The following is a 19410-nucleotide window of genomic DNA, read 5'->3' as shown; positions in this document are numbered from 1 at the left end:
CTTATTTATCCGGATTTTCAAAACTGTACCCCATCCCTCGATGTGTTTTTATCCAGTTATCGCCGATCTTCTCTCGCAAACGACGAATATGGGTGTCCACGGTTCTTTCCTCACCGAAATAATCAAATCCCCACACATGGTCGAGTAAGGCTTTTCGCGTCAATACTTTCCCTTCATGCTGCACAAAGTACTTCATGAGCTGGAATTCCTTGTTGGTCACATGCAGGTCTCGTCCAGCGTGGTATATTTTTTGCGCCTCCAAATCTACCTTGATCTGTCCAAACGTGTACTGCCCATCCAGATGCAGCATCTTTTTGGCACGCACTAACAAGATTCTCGGGTCAAACGGCTTTCGCACGTAATCGTCGGCTCCCGCTTGCAAGGCGTAAAGCTCGTCATCGATTTCCCCTTTGGCTGTAAGCATCAAGACTTTTACGGTACTATTTGCCTTGATTTCCTTACATACCTCGATGCCACTTACTTGAGGCATCATCCAGTCTAGGATCGCCAGGTCGATTTGTTCGTTGTACACCATATTGAGCGCTTCTTGCCCATTTTTGGCGGTATATGTAGTGAAGCCTTCTTTTTCGAAGTAGGCTTTCACGATTTTGACCATGTATTCTTCATCATCCGCGATCAAAATGTTCATGTGCAGCTCCTTTTAGCAATGCCCACACCTTGTCGACTGCTCTTTCATCCTTATTTTTCCTCATTTTCGCCAGATAAGTCTCGCGATTTTTGTACAGGGCAAGGATTCTCGCCACAAACCTCTGTGTCGTCATCTGTTCCTGTAAAAGTACATCTGCGTAACCCGCAGCTTGAAAGTTTTGGGCGTTCACGAGTTGACCTGTACGTGCACCCCCGTTCGTATGCGGGAGGAGAAGCATCGGCTTTTGCAAGGCGAGCAATTCAGAAATCGCATTGGAACCAGCCCGGGATACAACCACATCGGCAGCTGCCAATAAATCAGCCAATTCCTCTCCTACGAAATCATACTGCTTATAGCCCGGGTAATGAACAGAATAATCGACCTTTCCTTGCCCACATATGTGAATGATTTGGAATTGGGACAGCAAATTTGGCAGTGCCTCGCGAACAACACGGTTGATCGTCTCGGCCCCTTGACTCCCTCCCATAATCAACAGCACGGGCTGCTTTTCATGAAACCCGCAGGCGGTCATTCCACGCAGACGCTTGCCATCCTTGAGCGACTCCTTGATGAGCGGCCCGACATGGATCGCTTTTTCGGTGTTCAGCTTTCTCTTTGTTTCCGCAAATGTCGTGCATACTGAATCTGCAAAAGGCAGGCAAAGCCTATTGGCAAGCCCCATATGCACGTCTGGCTCATGAATGATGGTTCTGATCTTGTTCATGCGGGCGCCGAGCACGACGGGAACCGAGACGAAGCCACCCAGTGAGTACACGACATCCGGCTTTATCTGCCGTATCAAGAAATAGGCTTGAAAGATGCCACGGAGCACCTGGAGAACATCCGTTACGTTTTTCCATGAGAAGTACCTCCGCAGCTTTCCAGTCGAGATACTGTGATACTGTACTGTTTTTTGTGCTTCTACGAGCTGTTTTTCTATTCCTGTCTCTGAGCCGATATAGTGAACATTCCAGCCTTCTTGCAAGCATTTAGGGATCATGACGAGATTGCCTGTTACGTGCCCTGCAGAACCGCCGCCTGTAAACAAAATGTTTTTCATGCCAGGAAACCTCCTGCCCGCAGCATTGCTCTGGTCTCTTCCTTGGTCATGACCATCGACTCGGAATGGAAGCTGGAAAAGTCGACCCTCGGATATGCAGTGTAATACGCTTGCAGCTCTTCTTGTGGAAAAGCAGGCAGGATGACAAAGTATTGGTCGTTCAAATCAATCGTTCTGTCGCTTTCCATCTCGGATACGAGCATTTCATATCGCTTTTCACCTGGGCGCATCCCGATGGTGACAATACGGCTGCCCTGTGCTCCCGCCTCTTCTCTGAGGACCTCCGCTATATCCATGATCCGGCAAGAGGGCATTTTCAATACAAAGGTTTCTCCGCCCAGACTATTATGCGTAGCCGTAAAGAGCAGGTGGATCGCCTCTTCCAGACTCAAGAAAAATCTCGTCATTTCCCCATCTGTCACCCCAAGATCCAATCCTTGTTGCAATTGGTTTTTGAAAAGGGGGATCACACTGCCTGTCGATCCCAAAACATTGCCGCTTCGCACACAAACAAACCGGGTACTAACATCCCGCGTGTTGGCCTGAATGATCAGTCGTTCCCCAATCGCCTTGGTCATCCCATACGTACTGGAAGGATTGGAGGCCTTGTCTGTGGAGACGTAGATGACCTTTTGTACACCGTTGGCAATGGCCGCCTCGATGACATTTTGCGTGCCGATCACGTTTGTTTTGAAGGCAATATACGGTTGGTTTTCGCAAACCGGGACATGCTTCAATGCCGCAAGATGATACACATAATCGGCCTGCTGGCACGCCTGCATCAATTCCTCCTGATCCCGAATGTCTCCATTCATAAAACGCAGTCGTTTATCTTGAAAATGATGGCTCATTTCTACTTGCAGTGCTTCATTACGTGAAAAAATACGGATTTCTTTTGGCTGCTGCGGCAGGAGTTGCTTCACGAGCTCCCAACCCCAAGAGCCTGTACCACCCGTTATTAAAATGGTTTTGTTTTTCATCTGATGTACCTCCGAAGCATTCATGTGACTGACATGAATATCGTAGAGGTCGTATGTTACGCCAGTATGACAAATCTTCGTAGAAACGAAAAAATGACGCCAGAAAGGATTTCTAACGTCACTTTGTCCTTACAGCTCTGCTCTTCCCGTTCGGATCGCATAGGCATAGTCTCTGCGCCCGTTTTCCTCTGCTTTTCTGGCTGCCTGCTCGAAATCATACGGGACCAATACGTGCTCGACTAGCCACGAGCCGCCTTGTTGTTTTACCGTGACGTACTTGGCATGGGGCGTCTTCGATTCCATCGAATGCGGGTACGGCGCTTCCTCAAAATACGCTGGAAGTCCCACGCTTCCCGGGTTTACCACGAGCTTGCCATCTGGCAGCCATACAGATTTGGGCACATGAGAGTGTCCGCAAAAAATGACCTGCTGCTGAATGCCAGTCAGCTCGATCATTAAGGCATTTGCGCTTTTGTCTTCTATCCCATATGGAGCGACATTCTCTAATAAGTACACATCATCGGCAAAAGGTGTGCCGTGGCAAAACAAGAGATTGTCAAACGTCCACTGCTTTTGGAAGGACCCGATCCAGCTGAGCATTTCTTGTGTAAGCAGTGGCTTCACGTATTCGAAGGTGATGGACTCCATTTGCTCTTCCAGTAAATATCTGTCACAATTACCCATGATGTGGATGATCGTAGATCGCTCCATTAAGAGCTCTGCCGTTTTGATCGGATCAAGCGGTCCAAATAAAGTGTCGCCTAAATTCACAATGGTTTGAATACCGCGGGAATCAATGTCGTGCAGCACTGCTTCCAATGCATAGGCGTTGCTGTGTATGTCGGAGATCACCGCGATGGAATGGTTGTTTTGGCTCAAAGTCATATACTCCTTTACGAAATTCGAAGCATCTGTGCTTATAGTATTACTGCAAAATTATGTAGATTTCCTGCTCCATTTAAGTGATGGCGGCATACGTGATAGATCAAGAGGATGCCCTTCTAGCAAACGAAGAGAGGCATCCTCTTCCTATGCCATTTTTCAAATTTCATGAAAAAGTTTGAGAGGGGGGCACCCTCGTTTTCGTCTATAGTAGTGAACACCAAAAAGGAAAGCTGCGCAGCACCTTTTTGCAAGGAGGTAACAAACATGCAGGACGATCGAGAGGTCATTGCGGAGGTTCTTCAAGGAAATAAAGAGGCTTATGCTCTGATCGTCAATAAATACAAGGGAAAAATCGGTTCGATTCTTGGGCGCACGCTCCACCATTCTCATGATGCCGAAGACATGGTGCAGGAGGTTTTTATCAAGGCGTACTACAGTCTGCCAGATTATAAACCCAACTACTCCTTCTCTGCCTGGCTGTATCGAATCGCGATCAACCGCGGGATTGACGAGCTGCGGAAACGAAAGCGGATGCCTTCCGTAACGGAGATGGATGTCGAGGTCAAAGACGAATGTCCGATCCCGGAGGAAGATTATCTGGAAAAAGAACAGCGTCATGCTTTGCGACAGCAGATGATGACACTGGACAAGAACCACAGGACGATTCTCGCTTTGCATTATCTCCAGCACCTAAGCTACCGAGAGATTGGCCACAAACTATCTTTGTCCGTAGATACTGTGAGAATGCGCCTTTCCTATGCCAGGAAAAAGCTGCGAGACCAGCTAAGTAAGCCGGAGAAAAAAGGGGGAACCCCGCTTTGAATTGCCTTACGCAAAGACAGCTGATCGCCTACATGGAAGATCGTTTATCACCAGTGAACAAACGAAATATCGAAAGTCATCTCGATCATTGCACACACTGCCAGCACCAGCTGGAACAATGGATCGATGAGCTGCACCAAACGGAAGAAACGATGTGGGAAGACTCCCTCTCAGCAAATATGGATCAAAAGATTATTCAGATGCTCTCCCCTCATCCCGTGAGAGTATTGAACCCTGTTATCCCTTCACACCAACCACCTGCGTGGAAACAAAGGAGTATCACGATCATGAAAAGAATGACGCTTGCCGCCGCTGCATTAACCATCGTCGTCTCGGGAGGAATGCTCGTCTCCCCGACCTTTGCCAGTTATGTCCATGCTGCTTTTACGAACAGCCCGATTGGCAAGGCTGATCCTGTAGCACTTGTGAGCAATAGCTTCCTGCAAAAACTAGCGGACAAAGGAATTGCTCAAGCAGCCAAGAATGGATTCGCGCAGTCCGTTGAGGTAAGTACGACCGATCAAGGCCTCACTTTTACTGTGCATGAAGTGGTCGCTGACCCGCTGCGTATTAGCATAGCAGCTTCTTTAAAAGACAAGAACGGTAAGCCGACGGACGGTTTTTTGAGCCAAATGATCAGAAGAGATAAGAAGGAGCAAGTCATTACAATCAAAGACAAACAAGGGAACGTACTGAAGCCTGTTGAGTCATCTGCAAATGATGAAGATTGGCACAATGTTATGTATACAGATACCGGTACCATGTCCTTGAATCGTGAGCTGCGCAGCTACTTTGCTGATATCAGTGAAATTCCGGACGAGCTGATTGTAGAGTTCAACATTAAACAATTGGGCGACATCAAAGGAAACTGGAAGCTGTCCGTACCTGTTGACATGAAAAAGGCAAAGGCCGCGACGAAGACACATGAGATCAACAAAACATACACGACTCCGCAAGGGCTCAAGCTGGACGTAAAACAGATGACGTTTGCACCGAGTGGGATGGAAATGGTCGTAGATCGCTCGAATACGGATAACCAGCGAAAAGAATACAGCTACGAGCTAGTCAATGAAAAGGGCACAGTTGTCGCCGCTTGGGATTCCGATGCTGTCACCCGTAAAGCCAGCAAACAAAGCAATGTCATCCCGTATTTGAAATGGGATCATACCCGCTCTACTGAAAATGGAACAAGAGACTTCCACTACTTCCAACCAATCGACGAAAGCCAAAGCCTCACCTTCAAGCTCGGGTCTGTATATACAGAGGAAACAGCTAAGCTTAACGCGAAATTGGACACCGATCGCCTTGAGAAGAAAGAAGTCATCACAGCGGAAGTCCAGGGAGATCAGTTTACTTTCAAAAAATATCAAAAGGATCCAAACGCGGTCGTTGATTTTGAAGGCTATGACGGGTATCACCGCGTAAATGACGATGGGTCTACCACCAAAGTGGAGGGCTACCACCTGACATTCGAGGCAACTCTCTCTCCAGATACTGCCGCTATGGGTCCCTATCCATACTGGACCATTACGGACGAGACTGGGAAAAAGTACGAAGACGCCGACTACTTGATCGACAAGACTGAGTATGAAAATGGCCGGGCGATTTTTGGCGGTTCCATCTTCTTGAAAAACCTCACATCCCTGCCTAAACAACTGATCATTACTTCCGAGAAACGCATGGTTGAACACAAAAATGTGGAGTGGGAAGTACCGATTTACGACGGAAAATAAGAGACATCTTCATACGCAAAAGGCTGGTGGTACCCTTCGTACCGCCAGCCTTTTTTCAAGTGATATATTCCTGCTGCAAAATCCCCATATGGACGATATCATGCCATTTTCCCTCTCGAAACAAAAACTGCCGCGAGACCCCCTCCTGCTTGAATCCGAGTCTCTCATACAGCTTTATGGCTTTTTCGTTAAAGGAAAAGACACGCAACGATACCCGATGCAGATTCATTTCCAAGAATGCATAATCCAGCAGCAGCTTCATCGCTTCTCGTCCATACCCCTTTCCCCAATACTCCTTCCCCCCAATATCGATGATGCACTCCGCATTGCGGTTTTTCAGGTCGATTTGGATGAGAGAGGTAATCCCGATCGGTCGATTGGTTTGGCTGTCTAGGATCATATAGCTCTTCGAGGAGCTTGCATGCAGAATGACCTGGTTCACAAACCCGTTCGTATCTTCCCATGTATAGACGTCCATAGACGGATTCGTTGTCCGCATGACTTCTACGTCATTTCTCCACGTGTGGTAGACGTCCACGTCCTCCCCCGTCATTTTTCTCAAATAAATTCTCTCTGATTGAAACAACATTCATCCCCCTCCTTATTGAGTCGGTCCCAGCATCGCTCTCAATGAAAACAACAATGCTTCCATCTGCTCGGGCACCTTTGTTTTCTCTGCGCCCAAATGCGCGGTATCCAGCATCAATCCATCGATAACCGAGATGAGATAGCGAGCAATCGCCTCAGGTGGTAGCTGTGGCTTGAACTCACCTGTCGCTGTCCCATGCGCGAAGAAAGCCGTCAACACATCCACCATTTTTTCATAGCGAGTCGTGATGTATGGATAGCTCTGTTGCTTTTGCTGATCTTTCAGTGACAGGAAAAACTCTGAGTTGGCTTGGGATAGTGTTTGTTCGATTTTCTCGATCTCGACCTGCTGTTTGGAGACCCATTTGATGACTTGCTGCCAAGACGTTTCGCCAGCAATCGGTGTGAAAAACTGTACATCCTGTTGATCTTCGAATTGCAGCAGCTCCAAATATAAGTGCTCCAGGTTATCAAAGTAGGCGTACAAGGCTCCCCGCGATACACCAGCCTCTTCCATGACGTCTTGCATGGTGGCCCGTGTATAGCCTTTTGTGATGAACACACGTTTTGCCGCTTGTAGCAGTTCGATTTTCTTTTTGGTTTTGTATTCGTCGCTTACTTTTGGGGCCATGGGGTTCGGGCCTACCTCCTTCGAACAAAATATACATAGATGTCGTTTTTGTTGGTGAGATCATTATAAACGACACTAATGTCGTTTTTCAACTCCTCATGATTTCTTTCAACGGGAATAGCCGCATGTCCAATCATTGGAAAAATAATGGCATATTCTGTGTTAGATTGTCATGAAAGGATGGGGCATTCTTGAAAAGAAAAAAGTCGAAGGGTCTCAAGAAAGTCTTTGGACGTTTGGTACAATATGGACCTTATCTGGAACGTCGTAGAGACCTAAGTAATCATCTGAGAGATGAATGTAATGAGTTGAATCCGAATAATCCGAGTGGGGCTTTTTGTTGTTACCATTGCAGTAGATGTGCCATATATGGTAATCGTTTTGGTGACTATGACTGCAATTATTGTAATTCCGCAGAATGTAGGGGCGGATGAACGGCGTTCCTAGGTATAGAAAACGCGAAAAAGCACCCTGCTTCACCAGTAACAGTGATCCAGGGTGCTAAAACAGCAACTCACTCTATTGCGTCCGATCCGGTATGACAAACGACACCGTTGTTCCTTCACCCGGCTTACTCGTGATGCGCAAGCCCTTCCCGTACATTTGCGTCAGTCTGCGATTCGTGTTGGATACTCCGATTCCGCCTCTTTCCTTCTTCGACAAGTCGAGAATTTGACGCACAGTCTCTTTCTCCATCCCAATACCGTCATCCTTCACCTCAAAAAGAGTGGCATTCTTTTGCCGGACGATGCGGATATGAAGAGTTCCTCCCTCTATTCGGGTAAGAAGACCATGGTTAATTGCATTCTCCACCAAAGGCTGAATGGTCAGTGGCGGGATGAGAAGATCGATATCTGGCTCAATTTCCCACACGATCTGTAACCGCTCGCCAAATCGTTCCTTTTCAATGTAAAGATACGCTTGGACGAGCTCTAGCTCATGGGAGAGTGTGACTTGTTTTCCTGTATTCAAAAAGTCGAAGCTGATGTGCAAGAAGGCGGTAAACGCATCCCCGAGTTTACGCATCTTCTCCGTATCAATGTCACTCAATGCCATAATCGAGCTAAGTGTGTTGAACAAGAAATGCGGGTGAATCTGCGCCTGCAAGTAGGCAGCCTCCATGCGCAATCGTTCATCGACTGTTTGCTTGAGCGTCGTCAACGACCAGACGCGATATTTCAGCTCCATGCCATCGACTGGTTTGCATACATAGTCATTCGCACCAGACAAATACCCGGTGTATACATCTTCAGACTGGCTGCGCGCCGTTAAGAGCAAGATCGGAAGCTCGGAAACAGAGAAATGCTCCCGTACCTTTTGCGTCAGCTCGTAGCCCGACATATGCGGCATCATGACATCGATGATAAGCAAGTCCCACTGCTCTGTAAAAAGCAGATCGAGCGCGTCTCTTGGCGATGTGCACGTAGTGATTTGGTAATGCGAGGATGAGAGCATTCGATCCAGCACCCTTAGGTTAACCGGGTCGTCATCGATCGCTAATATGTTCGCCTTTCTGTCAACAGATGCATGCGCAGCCGTTTGCTGAAAAGCCAAGATATCTGGGGCTTCACTATGCCTCATCTGGTTGCTAGCCGTCACTTGATTGTTCTTATCCATCTGCTCCACATATTGGCTCTCTGCTGCCTTCATCTCATCTGTACTAACCACGGGCAGCCAGAAGCTAAATACCGAACCTTTGCCCGGTTCAGAGTCGACTCTCAGTTCGCTATCATGCAGATCTACCAGCTGTGTACAAATAGCAAGACCGAGGCCGATTCCTCCCCCATCGTTCGTTGCTTGCGCTCCCTGCTCATACGGCAAAAATATACGTGCCTTGGTCTGCTCATCCATCCCGATTCCTGTATCGGATACATAGATCGCCACCTGTCCGTCCACGATCTCAGCAGAAACGACGACAGATCCTTCTTCTGTGAATTTCAGTGCATTGTGAACAAGATTGAACAGAATCTGGACTAGCCGCTTCTCATCTGCCAAGATTGGCGGGATAGACTCTGGTATGTCCATTTTCAGTTGAACAGGCTTGCCTTCTACCAGGTAGGTGAGCATGCTGATGATGCCGGAAACGACCGATTGAATATGCAACGGCTTCTTCTGCAACAGGATATGCTTGTCCTGCAACCGTACGACATCTAGCAAATCGTCCAGTAAATGCGACATTCTGCGGCTAATCGTGATTAAGAGCTCCATATCCTGCGTGCTGCGACCGCCCATGACATGCCTTTCATTGTTCACGACAGTCTGGGCGATATTCATGATGCCGTGCAATGGCGTTCTCAGTTCGTGAGAGGTATGGGCGAGAAACTGGTCTTTGAGCTTGTCGGCTTCTTTCAATTGCTCCGTTAACTGTGCCTTTTCCGCTGAATTGCGAAAGAATCGCTTGAACCAATAGGCAGAAAAGCTGACAAGCGCAGCAATCAGGTCGAGCGGATAATACACGTACTTGATATCGATGATTTTATATTCCATGAGTGCGGACCATATAACATTGGAAAAAATACTCGTAGCAGCAATTAGCAAAAACACAGCATCATGCTTGTTTTGCATGAGCATGCGGTTGATCCTGAACACAAATAGCAACAACGGACCGAAATAAAGAATGACCAAAAATGGCGTTCCAGCTAAAATATACACCCATTGTGCCGTTCCCAGTATGATGACTGCCGAATAAAGACTGAGCACGGAAAGATATGCCCTGAACGGCTTGGAGTCTTCTTTCTCTCCCTGTTCAGATAAACTTCTGACCAATAATATCATCAGCAAAGGCTGCCATATGTAGGCGAGCACCTCCACCTTCACCGCCCATGTATAATCGATCGGGAGCCAAAGTAACAGCAGATTGTCATAATCGGACACAGTCTTTATCCCCACGCAGGAAAGCAACAGCAAAAACACCAGAAACTCTTTGTGACGGGCATTCAATATGTAGAGGATGCCTGCATACAAACCATGTAGCAACAAGATGAGGAAGGTTGTCATCTGGAAGCCGATAGAATACCAACGTTCGGAGTCAACAGCGGCCTGCGACCCGAAGTAAATCGATCTGACGATGCCCCCTTCGATTGGATTATGAAAGTTAGCCGTTCGGACGAGCACTTCAATGACCTTTGCATCACCTGCAATGTACGTAGCCGTGAAGGATTGCTTCAGCGGTGTGTAATCTTCCGCTGTTGTCGCAGGCACTCCGACTCTGGCTAATATCTGTCCGTTAACCTCTACGGTGGAAGATGCGTCCACTTGCGGAACCCATAAGGTGTATGGCTGATTTAGCGGTTGATCGACCAAAATCCGTAAACGGTATGTTCCATAACCATACGTTGACGGAGAGTCTCTGGAAAAAGCGCTGCTCCAATTGCCAGGCACTTGAATGTATTGTTGTTCGTAACTCGATGATTGCTTGACTTCTTCATGCGTGATCAAAGAACCAGGAAAAAACTCCCATTCCCCATCCAATGAAATAGACGAGGAATTTTCAAAGTCCCACCCGCGCATATCAAGAACCCCTTGAACAACAGGCGGATGCTCTGGAAACGCATGAAACGAAATCCAGAACGATCGAAGACCTAGAAGAAATGTTAAAAACAAGAGAAGAATCACAAGATGCTTACTTATGAGTGCATTTGAATGACTCCGTTTACGGATGCTTTGCTTTATCATAGTAAGCATCTTTCGACACGATTCGAATTATCCCTTGTCAAATTACAGTTCACCTAGTCCTATTTTCTCACACAAACTGTCTGCTATCGTTATTCCGCCCAAACCGATAAATGGCGATCAAGGCAAAAACCGTCGCGAATGCGAGCAAAATAGCTAAGTTCAAATACAAGCTCCCCAAACTATACCCTTGTTGAAGCTTATTCACCGTATCGAGCAACCAATGCTGGGGCAAGAATGTTGAAATTTTGCGCACCGTGTCCGGCATGATTTCCATGGGAAAGAAGCAGCCAGCCAGGAGGCACGTCGGTACAATGATCAGGTTGGAAATCGCTCCGGCACCTGCTCTACTCTTCGCAAAGGCAACGGTCATCAGAGAAAGTGCGATTGCCCCCAGCGCGAACACGAACAGCGGCAGAATCATTTGACTGTACGAGACGCCTGCATCTATGCCGAAGACGTTTTTCATGACGAGCAAGGTCACGATGATTTGCAGCAGCAAAATAAACATGCTGACGATAATATTCGAGAATACATAGGATCTAGCCGACATCGGCGAAGAAAGCAGTCGCAAAAAGGTGCGATTTTCTTTTTCTTTTAAAATGATCTCCGACATGTTCACCGCTGAAAACATCATGAACATAATGAGGAAACCAATCGATTGATTCGTCATACGCGTCACGTTCGAGGTGTCTGGAAGCTCTACGGTATTGAGCTTGTAGCTTTGCTCGTGGTATGCCGTATACAGCTTCGTGAACTTAGCCTCATCCGCTTGTGTCGCTTTTCCAATCGCGGCAAGATTGCCAATATAACTGTGCAGCATGGCCTTCACGTAGGCAGTAACCTGTTCACCTTTTACTGATACCATATTCAAGTGTGCTGGCGCCCCTTTTCGAACACTAGCAGCATACCCTGACTCGAAAACAATTCCGCTATCCAGCTCACCAGAAACGATTTGTTCACGCATCGTTTGTTCATCGATGACTGTGACCTTGATATGATTCAATCTCTCGATAAACCGGATCGTGTCCTTCGTGATCACCTGGTCCCCATCCTGATTGATGATTCCGACATGGATCGTACCGCTGCCTCCATTGCTGTAAAGAGTAAGAGATAACAGAACACCTAAGATCGGCAACCCCAAGTAAGTAAACCAGCTTTTTTTACTGCGAAACGTCTCCATCAGGGTTTTCCGAATTAGCCATAGCATCTCACTCATACAAAAGCACCCTCCCGTCTGCGCATCGTGATAACAGAAAAGATGATGAACGCCGTGGCAATGCTCACATTCATCGCAATCGCAAACCATGCACCTCTCGGATTGTCTGTGTAGATGATTTGCATCAGACCTGTATTCGCCCAGTGAAGGGGAGAGACTTTGGACAAGAGGCTGAAGAGACCAGCTGATTGATCAACGGGAAAATAGGCACCGCCTACAAAGGAGGCGACTTGCGTAAAAATATTGTTGATTGCCCGTACTCCTTCCCCTTTGAAAAGAAAGCCAATCCCCAGACCCAGGCTGACTGCAAGCAACACCTCTGTCAAAAGCACGAGGAGAACCATTCCGTAGTGGTTACCCCAATCTGCTTGGAATACGAACTTGCTGACTAAGAACACGACGAGTACGAAAAACATATTGACGAACGTACTGCCGATTATTTTTCCAGTAAAAATGGCACCTTTGCTGACAGGTGCTGCCATTAATCGTGTGGACGTTTTGTTCGTACGCTCCTTGGTGAACAAATAACTCGCAGAAAACATCGAGTAGAGCGCAATCATGGTCGTCATCGCAATCGCGTAATAGTCGATTGCCCCCGGTTTTTTATTTGCATGCAAGGCCGTTTCCTGAATAAAATCACTACGCTGTCCGGTACCCTTGACGATTGCCGAAGCAGATTCGGGATCTATCTGATAAGCTGCAGATGCGAGCGAGTACCGATCTGCAAAAACGGTTAGCATCCCCGCAAGGATATTGCTTCCTATCGCATTCTTGCTGCTTCCATAAAACTCAATCCCCGTATCACTGACGACTGCGTACCCCGTATAGCGATCCGCGCGAACTTCCTCCTGCCCGTCCATGCCTGAACTTACTGGAGCGGCCTCCACTCCTTTATCACGCAATGCTTTTATAAACGTGTTCCATGCCGTAGACATTTGCGCATTCGTCCCGTTGCTTTTATACAGCAAGCGCATGTCTCCTACGGTCCTCGTATCATCGAATGCATTGGAAAGGGCGGAACCTAAAATCAGCATCAAGATGATGGGAAGTGCTAGCATAAACATAAACGTTCTCTTTTCACGAAGGCTGGACTTGATTTCTTTTACAGCGATACTCCATATGTTCATGGCAAAGTCCCTCCTCTAGTCTCGCAAGTTTCGACCGGTTAAGGTCAAGAACACAGTCTCCAGATTCGGTGCTTGCTCTTCAATGGAGCGGATTTCTACCTGGTCCTTGATTAATTGTTGAATGATCCGGTTAAGGTTGTTGATCTCCGTTTTCGATACGATTTTGATCGTATTCTCTTCTTGAAGCACTGCATTCACACCAGGAATCGCCTTAATACCTTCGAGGTTTAATGGTTCATCTGCCCTGACGCCAATCCAAATTTCCTTCGCGTCGGTAATAATCGCTTTTAGCTCCTCCTTCGATCCTTCCGCGATGACTTTTCCATGATCAACGATGGCAATACGGGTGCAGATTTCTTCGACTTCCTCCATGTAATGGCTCGTATAAATGATCGTGCAGCCCATGTCGTTGAGCTTGCGTACCGAATTCAAGATATAATTGCGCGAATGAGGGTCAATCCCGACAGTAGGTTCGTCCATGATGATCAGCTTCGGCCGATGGGCAATGGCGCAAGCGATGTTTAACCGACGCTTCATCCCGCCAGAGAAGTTTTTGGGAAAGCTAGTAGATTTGTCACCGAGACCTACGAATTCAAGCGCCTCTTCCGTCCGTTCGCGAAGCAGTGATCCACGCAGTCCGTACAAGCCAGCAAAAAACCTCACGTTTTCATAGGCAGTCATATCCTCGTAGATGGCGATATCTTGTGGTACGATACCGATGTTCATTTTGGCGAATTTGCTGTGTTTCTCAATGTTTTTTCCCAGCAGGGTAATCTCACCCTTTGTTACGCGCAACAGGGAGGCGATCATGTTGATGGTCGTGCTCTTTCCCGCTCCGTTGGCCCCCAAGAAACCAAAGATTTCTCCTTCACGCACATTCAGAGACATATTGTCGACGGCGACGAACTCACCGAATTTTTTCGTTAGCTGACGAATTTCCAATACATGACTCACATCACTCACTCCCTTCGTGGCTATGTCTGCATTGTAATAAAAAAGGATGCCCCTATGTCAGTGCATAAGTTCATCCCTTGGCACATGAGAATTCTCATGTTGTTTCTCATGATCTTTTTCATTCGTTGCGATAAGGCAGCAGTGTGGTCACGCTAAAGCCTCGCGTACCGTCTACAATCACTGTTCCACCAGCGGAAGCAGCTCTCTCCTCCATCCCGAGAATGCCAAGCCCTTTTACAATCTTTTCTGCGCCGGCGCCATTGTCTGTGACCACTGCTTTTATGAATGTATTCAGCACCCGTACCTCTAGGGAAATCACTGTCGCCTTCGCATATTTGAGTGCATTCGTGACCGCTTCCGTTGCATTTTGCTGGATGATTTTCCACTGAAGCGGTGTAATGACGTCAATGTCCCCGGCAAAAGTAAGCGTGGCTGTCACTGTCTCTCTGGCAGACAGCTCATCGACAAACGACCGGAGTCGATTGATTCCCAGCTCCTCCGGCCGTGGCTTTACTTCCTTGAGTGTCACTCTGATTCGCTCCAGCCCTTCCTTCGATATCGTGATCGCATTGCGGAGCAGCTCGGATGCCTTGTCCTGATCAGTCGCCATCAGCAGTCGCGACGCTTCCATTTGTATCAGCGCACCTGCAACTGCATGTCCCACATCGTCGTGAATTTGTTGAGAAAGGCGATTGCGCTCCTCCAGTTGAATCGTGTAAGTCGACTGGCGGAAGTATTCACTGCTTTCGTTTAAGGAGCGGGTCAAGCTTTGTAAATCCTCTCTCAGCTTCTCCCGTTCAGCTTCTAACCTGCCGAGTTTGTCCGTTAGCCTGCTGCCACACCTATACAGCAAAAAGCTAAGAAAGGCCGTTAATAAATACAAGGGCACCCATTCAGATGGCACCATGAACAATGGCAACAACATACAGAGAAATACGACCACCCGCTGCTTACCTGCCAAAAAAGCTAGCTCTAAAACGTTGATTGGCAAGAGCAGCATAAACAACGGATCCAGCACGAGTCCACTCGCTATCACAAACATGATGGATAGCCAAACAAACCATTGCTTATGATTCATCTGTTTCAAAATGAGAATAGTAAGATTGATAGCCAGATACAACAAGTACACGAGAGTTTGCCACGGGTCAACTTCAGAAGTGGGATGAGCAAGAAAAGAAGTCACGATGATAAAACCAAGCACCGCTGTCTTATTCGCCATTGTCCATAACGCCATCGGTTGTGACCTCCTTTCAATCAGACATGTTCGTTTCGCCCGTCAAATAATAGATGGCAATCTGCGTACGATGTTCAAGTGCTGTTTTATTCAAGATGGAAGTAATGTAATTCGCAACTGTCCCCTCGGAAATATACAGCTTCTTCGCGATTTCTTTGTTCGATAGTCCCTTGGCGATCTGCTTCATGACATCGAGCTCCCGTTCCGTGAATAAGCTTTGATCGATTTTGCTTTCGGTAGGGTTGGCTGCTTTCGCTTTGGAAGGAGCGGTAGCGGACACGGTATCCGTAGCGTTCTTCCCTGTATTCAGGTTCATTTTGATCTTATCCAGGACGACATCCTGCAGCACATGATGGTTGTTATAGACGCTCTTAATGGCATCTCGAATGCGGTTGGGATCATTGTTTTTCAATAAATAACCGCGTGCCCCCGCTTGAATGGCTTCGAGGACAAATTCGTCATCGTCGAATGTGGTCAAAATGAGCGGTTTGACCGTAGTCTCGGCAGTCAGCACACGAGTCGCTTCCACTCCATTCATGTTCGGCATCCGAACGTCCAAGAGCGCGACGTCTACCTCGTTCTGTTTGCAAAACGTCACCGCCTCGACCCCATCCTCCACACTCCCGACTACTTCAAACTCCTCGAAGCTCGTCAGGATGATTTTCATGCCTTCGCGTATAAACGAATTGTCGTCTGCGATCAACACTTTGATTTTCAAAGCAGCTTGCCTCCTGTCGAACAAACCCTCGACCGCATAAAGAGCGGACGTATCTATTTTTCCCAATATTACCACTGTCCCGCTTTGCTTCACAATTGTAGAATCTCGCCACCAATTGTTCTCACTTTCACGTCACACATGGAAAAATTAACACTTCGAAAAGATATAGACACGAATGAGCTGTGTCAGTATCATAAATTACCTGAGCCCTCGTAACCAACATACCTGGGCCAATTTTTTGAATGGAATACTCTATGGAGGGGAATTTGTGGAAACAGCACAACTAAATAAAACGGCTTGGAACACTGGGGCATATCAAGCGTGGCTGAAGCGCTTTGGAACACCTGTTGAGGCAGCGGTCAAAATTAAAGAAGACCCCCAAAAGCGAATCGGTAAAGTATATGAGCACATGGGGGATATTCGCGGCAAAAAGATTATCAATTTACTCGGTTCAAATGGAAACAAAGCCGTTGCGCTTGCCTTGCTAGGTGCCGACGTGACCATCGCCGATTTCTCTTATGAGAATGAGCAGTACGCCAAAGAACTGGCTGCAGCTGCCGACGTTGACCTGACTTACATCGTTTCGGATGTATTGCAGCTACCTCCAGATGCATTGTCTGGTGAGTATGATCTCGTTTTTATGGAATTCGGTATTCTTCATTACTTTTTGGACTTAACCGAATTATTCCAGGTGGTCAACTCGCTCCTGCGTAAAGGCGGCGTGCTCGTCCTCCAAGATTTCCATCCGGTATCCACAAAGCTCATCTCCTCACGCGGAACGACTGCTACTATCCGCAAACATAAAGTAACAGGCGATTATTTCGATACCTCACTTGAGGAAAAGGACATTGCTTTCTCCAAATTCCTTTCGAACGGGATGAATGACACTGAATCAAAAGTATTGTTACGCAATTGGACATTAGGGGAAATTGTAACGGCCATTGCAAGCAAAGGGCTGTGCCTAAAAATGCTGGAAGAGCTCCCGAACCTTTCCTCAGAAGTCTTTGACAAAGGAATCCCGAAAACCTTCACGATTATCGCCGAGAAATTATAACGAACGTTTGCCATCATCTTACTAAATTCCTACTACCGAACAGAGGAGACTTACCCTCCTCTTTTCTTTCAAGCGCTTATAGACTGACGGTCAGTCATATGGTAATCTGTATCCAACCACTTACTGACAATCGAAGGAGGCGCCGATGAAAAGAATCGTAAAAGACCCCACAACACGGCGAGCAGAAATATTGGAAGCCGCCGGGGAGCTATTTCGAAATCAGGGTTATGTCCATACAACCGTGGATGCGATCATTCAAAAGGTGGGCGTAGCGAAAGGAACCTTTTATTACTACTTCAAATCGAAGGAAGAAATCCTCGAAGCATTTGTCCAGTCCATGGTCGATACACTTTGCGAAGAATATAAAAAAATCGCAGATGACTCTACCTTAAGTATCATGGAGAAGGTTCGCCAGATGCTGCGCAGTCAAAGCCAACCCATCGACAAGCAAGCCGAATGGATGGAAAGCTTGCATCGCCCTGAAAACAGAGAGCTTCACGAGCGTCTGAACATCGCCATTATCTTGAAAGTTGCCCCTGTCCTTGCACAAGTCATTGAACAAGGAAATCAAGAAGATGTCTTTCATGTCGAAAATGCCTTGGAGACCGTTCAGTTTCTCCTCGCTGGCTCGCAATTTTTGTTGGAATCAGGCATTTTTCATTGGGAGCACGAGGAGCAGACAAAACGATTACAAGCCATGCAGGTGATTATTGAAAGGTCACTAGGAGCTGCGCCGGGGTCCTTCTCGTTTCTGTGATGGATGAAAAGGAGGAAAGACAATGATCGCTCATGATAAAGCCTTTCGTAGATTCCTGATCATTTGGTCAGGGCAGCTTTTATCAGCTATCGGAAGTGGACTTACCGCTTTTGCCTTGGGTGTCTTTGTTTTTCAACAGACCCAATCTACCACGAGCTATTCGTTCATCATTCTCTGCTCTTTTCTCCCCTCCTTCCTTTTACTTCCCTTTAGCGGGGTGCTGGCAGACAGATTTGACCGCAAAAAAATGATGATCATTGGCGATCTCGGTTCCATAGCTGGTATCTTGTTCATCTTGCTTGTCATGCTGTCCGGGCGTATGGAATTATGGCACATCTATTTGGGGGTCGGCATCAGCTCGATCTCTGCCGCCATCCTAAACCCAGCCTTTAAAGCAGCCGTATCCGATCTGGTTTCGGAAGAGATGTACTCACAGGCTAGCGGGCTCATCCAACTGGCAAGTTCCGCTCAATATCTTATTTCTCCACTTGTTGCAGGGTTTCTTCTCAGTGCTTTTGATATCCAGCTCGTCTTACTCATCGATATGATGACCTTCCTTCTAGCTGTCGGCGCCGTGCTAATGATTATGAAACACGATGCCACTCCGCAGAAACAGGAAAGACAAAGCTTTTTTCGCGAAATGTCTGAAGCCTTCCGCTATCTCCTTTCAAAGAAAGGGGTTTTCTCGTTAGTTTTGTTAATGTCCGTCGTGTGCTTTTACATCGGACTGATGCAATCGCTTTTTGGGCCTATGATGCTGACATTAACTGATTCCAAGACGCTCGGTATTGCTCTCTCTGCATCTGCATCGGGCATGCTCGTCAGTAGCCTTTTGATCGGTCTTTTCGGTATGAGTAAGAGCAAGGTGATCATGCTGTCCTTCTCCCTCGTACTTGCTGGGTTGTTTTATGCCCTGATGGGTGTGTTCACCTCCGTTTGGCTGATTATGGTTTTTGGCTTCCTCTTTTTCATCACGCTTCCCTTTGTAAACACGAGCCTCGAGGTTCTCATCCGGACGAATGTCGAGAATGAACGGCAAGGCAGAGTATGGTCGATGATCACGGCTATTTCACAAATCGGGTTCGTACTGGCATTTGGATCGGCAGGATTTTTGGCGGATCATGTATTCAATCCGTTGTTTGATGCAGATCAATTGCTTGGGCAAACGGTCGGGCACATCATCGGAACGGGGCCTGGCAGGGGGATTGGTTTTCTGTTTGTTCTCTCTGGCGTACTTGTGACGCTACTGGGAATCGTAATCGGGCGTGTGAGGAAGATACGGGATTTGGAAGGAATGACACTGAAAGGTAACCACTCGTACAAATAA

Annotated in this window: 17 protein-coding genes; 5 read left to right on the top strand and 12 right to left on the bottom strand. The window is 47.3% G+C overall.

Features of this window, described 5'->3' with window-relative positions:
* Position 1: 1 nt before the first annotated feature.
* From HP398_RS11835 to HP398_RS11820, 4 genes are all read right to left on the bottom strand, one after another.
* The gene (locus HP398_RS11835; protein ID WP_173622668.1) at positions 2-649 is read right to left on the bottom strand and encodes a response regulator transcription factor; all 648 of its coding nucleotides are present in this window, start codon (positions 647-649) and stop codon (positions 2-4) included.
* Entirely contained in the window at positions 627-1709 is a 1083-nt protein-coding gene (locus tag HP398_RS11830) for an undecaprenyldiphospho-muramoylpentapeptide beta-N-acetylglucosaminyltransferase (RefSeq protein WP_173622667.1), read from the bottom strand. Before HP398_RS11830 ends, HP398_RS11835 begins: the two co-directional genes overlap by 23 nt.
* Entirely contained in the window at positions 1706-2689 is a 984-nt protein-coding gene (locus HP398_RS11825; RefSeq protein ID WP_173622666.1) for a polysaccharide biosynthesis protein, read from the bottom strand. Before HP398_RS11825 ends, HP398_RS11830 begins: the two co-directional genes overlap by 4 nt.
* Positions 2690-2818: 129 nt before the next feature.
* Positions 2819-3574 carry a metallophosphoesterase family protein gene (locus HP398_RS11820; RefSeq protein WP_173622665.1) on the bottom strand — a complete coding sequence of 252 codons (756 nt, stop codon included), beginning with the start codon at positions 3572-3574 and terminating at the stop codon, positions 2819-2821.
* 264 nt (positions 3575-3838) lie between these two features.
* Between HP398_RS11820 and HP398_RS11815 the strand changes: the two genes are divergently transcribed.
* Complete coding sequence (locus HP398_RS11815) at positions 3839-4396, top strand: RNA polymerase sigma factor (RefSeq protein ID WP_173622664.1); 558 nt, start codon at positions 3839-3841, stop codon at positions 4394-4396.
* On the top strand, positions 4393-6129 hold the full coding sequence (locus HP398_RS11810) for a DUF4179 domain-containing protein (protein WP_173622663.1): 1737 nt from the start codon (positions 4393-4395) through the stop codon (positions 6127-6129). The genes HP398_RS11815 and HP398_RS11810 overlap by 4 nt, the downstream gene beginning before the upstream one ends.
* A 55-nt stretch (positions 6130-6184) precedes the next feature.
* Here the strand turns inward: HP398_RS11810 and HP398_RS11805 are convergent, their stop codons facing one another.
* The 8 genes from HP398_RS11805 to HP398_RS11770 all read right to left on the bottom strand — a co-directional run bounded on the left by HP398_RS11805 (position 6185) and on the right by HP398_RS11770 (position 16272).
* Positions 6185-6718 carry a GNAT family N-acetyltransferase gene (locus HP398_RS11805; RefSeq protein WP_173622662.1) on the bottom strand — a complete coding sequence of 178 codons (534 nt, stop codon included), beginning with the start codon at positions 6716-6718 and terminating at the stop codon, positions 6185-6187.
* A 12-nt stretch (positions 6719-6730) separates the two neighbouring features.
* Positions 6731-7348 (bottom strand): TetR/AcrR family transcriptional regulator, encoded by a 618-nt coding sequence (locus HP398_RS11800; protein ID WP_017249883.1) that lies wholly within the window; start codon positions 7346-7348, stop codon positions 6731-6733.
* A 519-nt stretch (positions 7349-7867) separates the two neighbouring features.
* On the bottom strand, positions 7868-11032 hold the full coding sequence (locus tag HP398_RS11795; protein WP_173622661.1) for a hybrid sensor histidine kinase/response regulator: 3165 nt from the start codon (positions 11030-11032) through the stop codon (positions 7868-7870).
* 58 nt (positions 11033-11090) lie between these two features.
* Entirely contained in the window at positions 11091-12239 is a 1149-nt protein-coding gene (locus HP398_RS11790; RefSeq protein ID WP_173622660.1) for an ABC transporter permease, read from the bottom strand.
* Positions 12236-13366, bottom strand: coding sequence for an ABC transporter permease (locus HP398_RS11785; RefSeq protein WP_173622659.1), 1131 nt, complete (start codon positions 13364-13366; stop codon positions 12236-12238). Before HP398_RS11785 ends, HP398_RS11790 begins: the two co-directional genes overlap by 4 nt.
* Before the next feature lie 15 nt (positions 13367-13381).
* The gene (locus tag HP398_RS11780; protein WP_173622658.1) at positions 13382-14320 is read right to left on the bottom strand and encodes an ABC transporter ATP-binding protein; all 939 of its coding nucleotides are present in this window, start codon (positions 14318-14320) and stop codon (positions 13382-13384) included.
* 118 nt (positions 14321-14438) lie between these two features.
* A complete protein-coding gene (locus tag HP398_RS11775) occupies positions 14439-15554 on the bottom strand; it encodes a sensor histidine kinase (RefSeq protein ID WP_173622657.1) in 1116 nt (371 codons plus the stop codon).
* A 16-nt stretch (positions 15555-15570) separates the two neighbouring features.
* Positions 15571-16272 (bottom strand): response regulator transcription factor, encoded by a 702-nt coding sequence (locus tag HP398_RS11770; RefSeq protein WP_017249877.1) that lies wholly within the window; start codon positions 16270-16272, stop codon positions 15571-15573.
* 268 nt (positions 16273-16540) lie between these two features.
* On the opposite strand from HP398_RS11770, the gene HP398_RS11765 reads away from it, so the two are divergent.
* The 3 genes from HP398_RS11765 (at position 16541) to HP398_RS11755 (ending at position 19410) form a co-directional block, all read left to right on the top strand.
* Positions 16541-17326, top strand: a complete 786-nt coding sequence (locus tag HP398_RS11765) for a class I SAM-dependent methyltransferase (protein ID WP_106833837.1) — start codon at positions 16541-16543, stop codon at positions 17324-17326.
* 145 nt (positions 17327-17471) lie between these two features.
* Positions 17472-18083, top strand: coding sequence for a TetR/AcrR family transcriptional regulator (locus HP398_RS11760; RefSeq protein ID WP_173622656.1), 612 nt, complete (start codon positions 17472-17474; stop codon positions 18081-18083).
* Between the two features lie 22 nt (positions 18084-18105).
* The gene (locus tag HP398_RS11755; protein ID WP_173622655.1) at positions 18106-19410 is read left to right on the top strand and encodes an MFS transporter; all 1305 of its coding nucleotides are present in this window, start codon (positions 18106-18108) and stop codon (positions 19408-19410) included.

Origin of the sequence: Brevibacillus sp. HB1.4B (genome assembly GCF_013284285.1) — a bacterium.
In the GTDB taxonomy this organism is placed as follows: domain Bacteria; phylum Bacillota; class Bacilli; order Brevibacillales; family Brevibacillaceae; genus Brevibacillus; species Brevibacillus porteri.
This window is presented reverse-complemented; position numbering and strand designations above follow the sequence as displayed.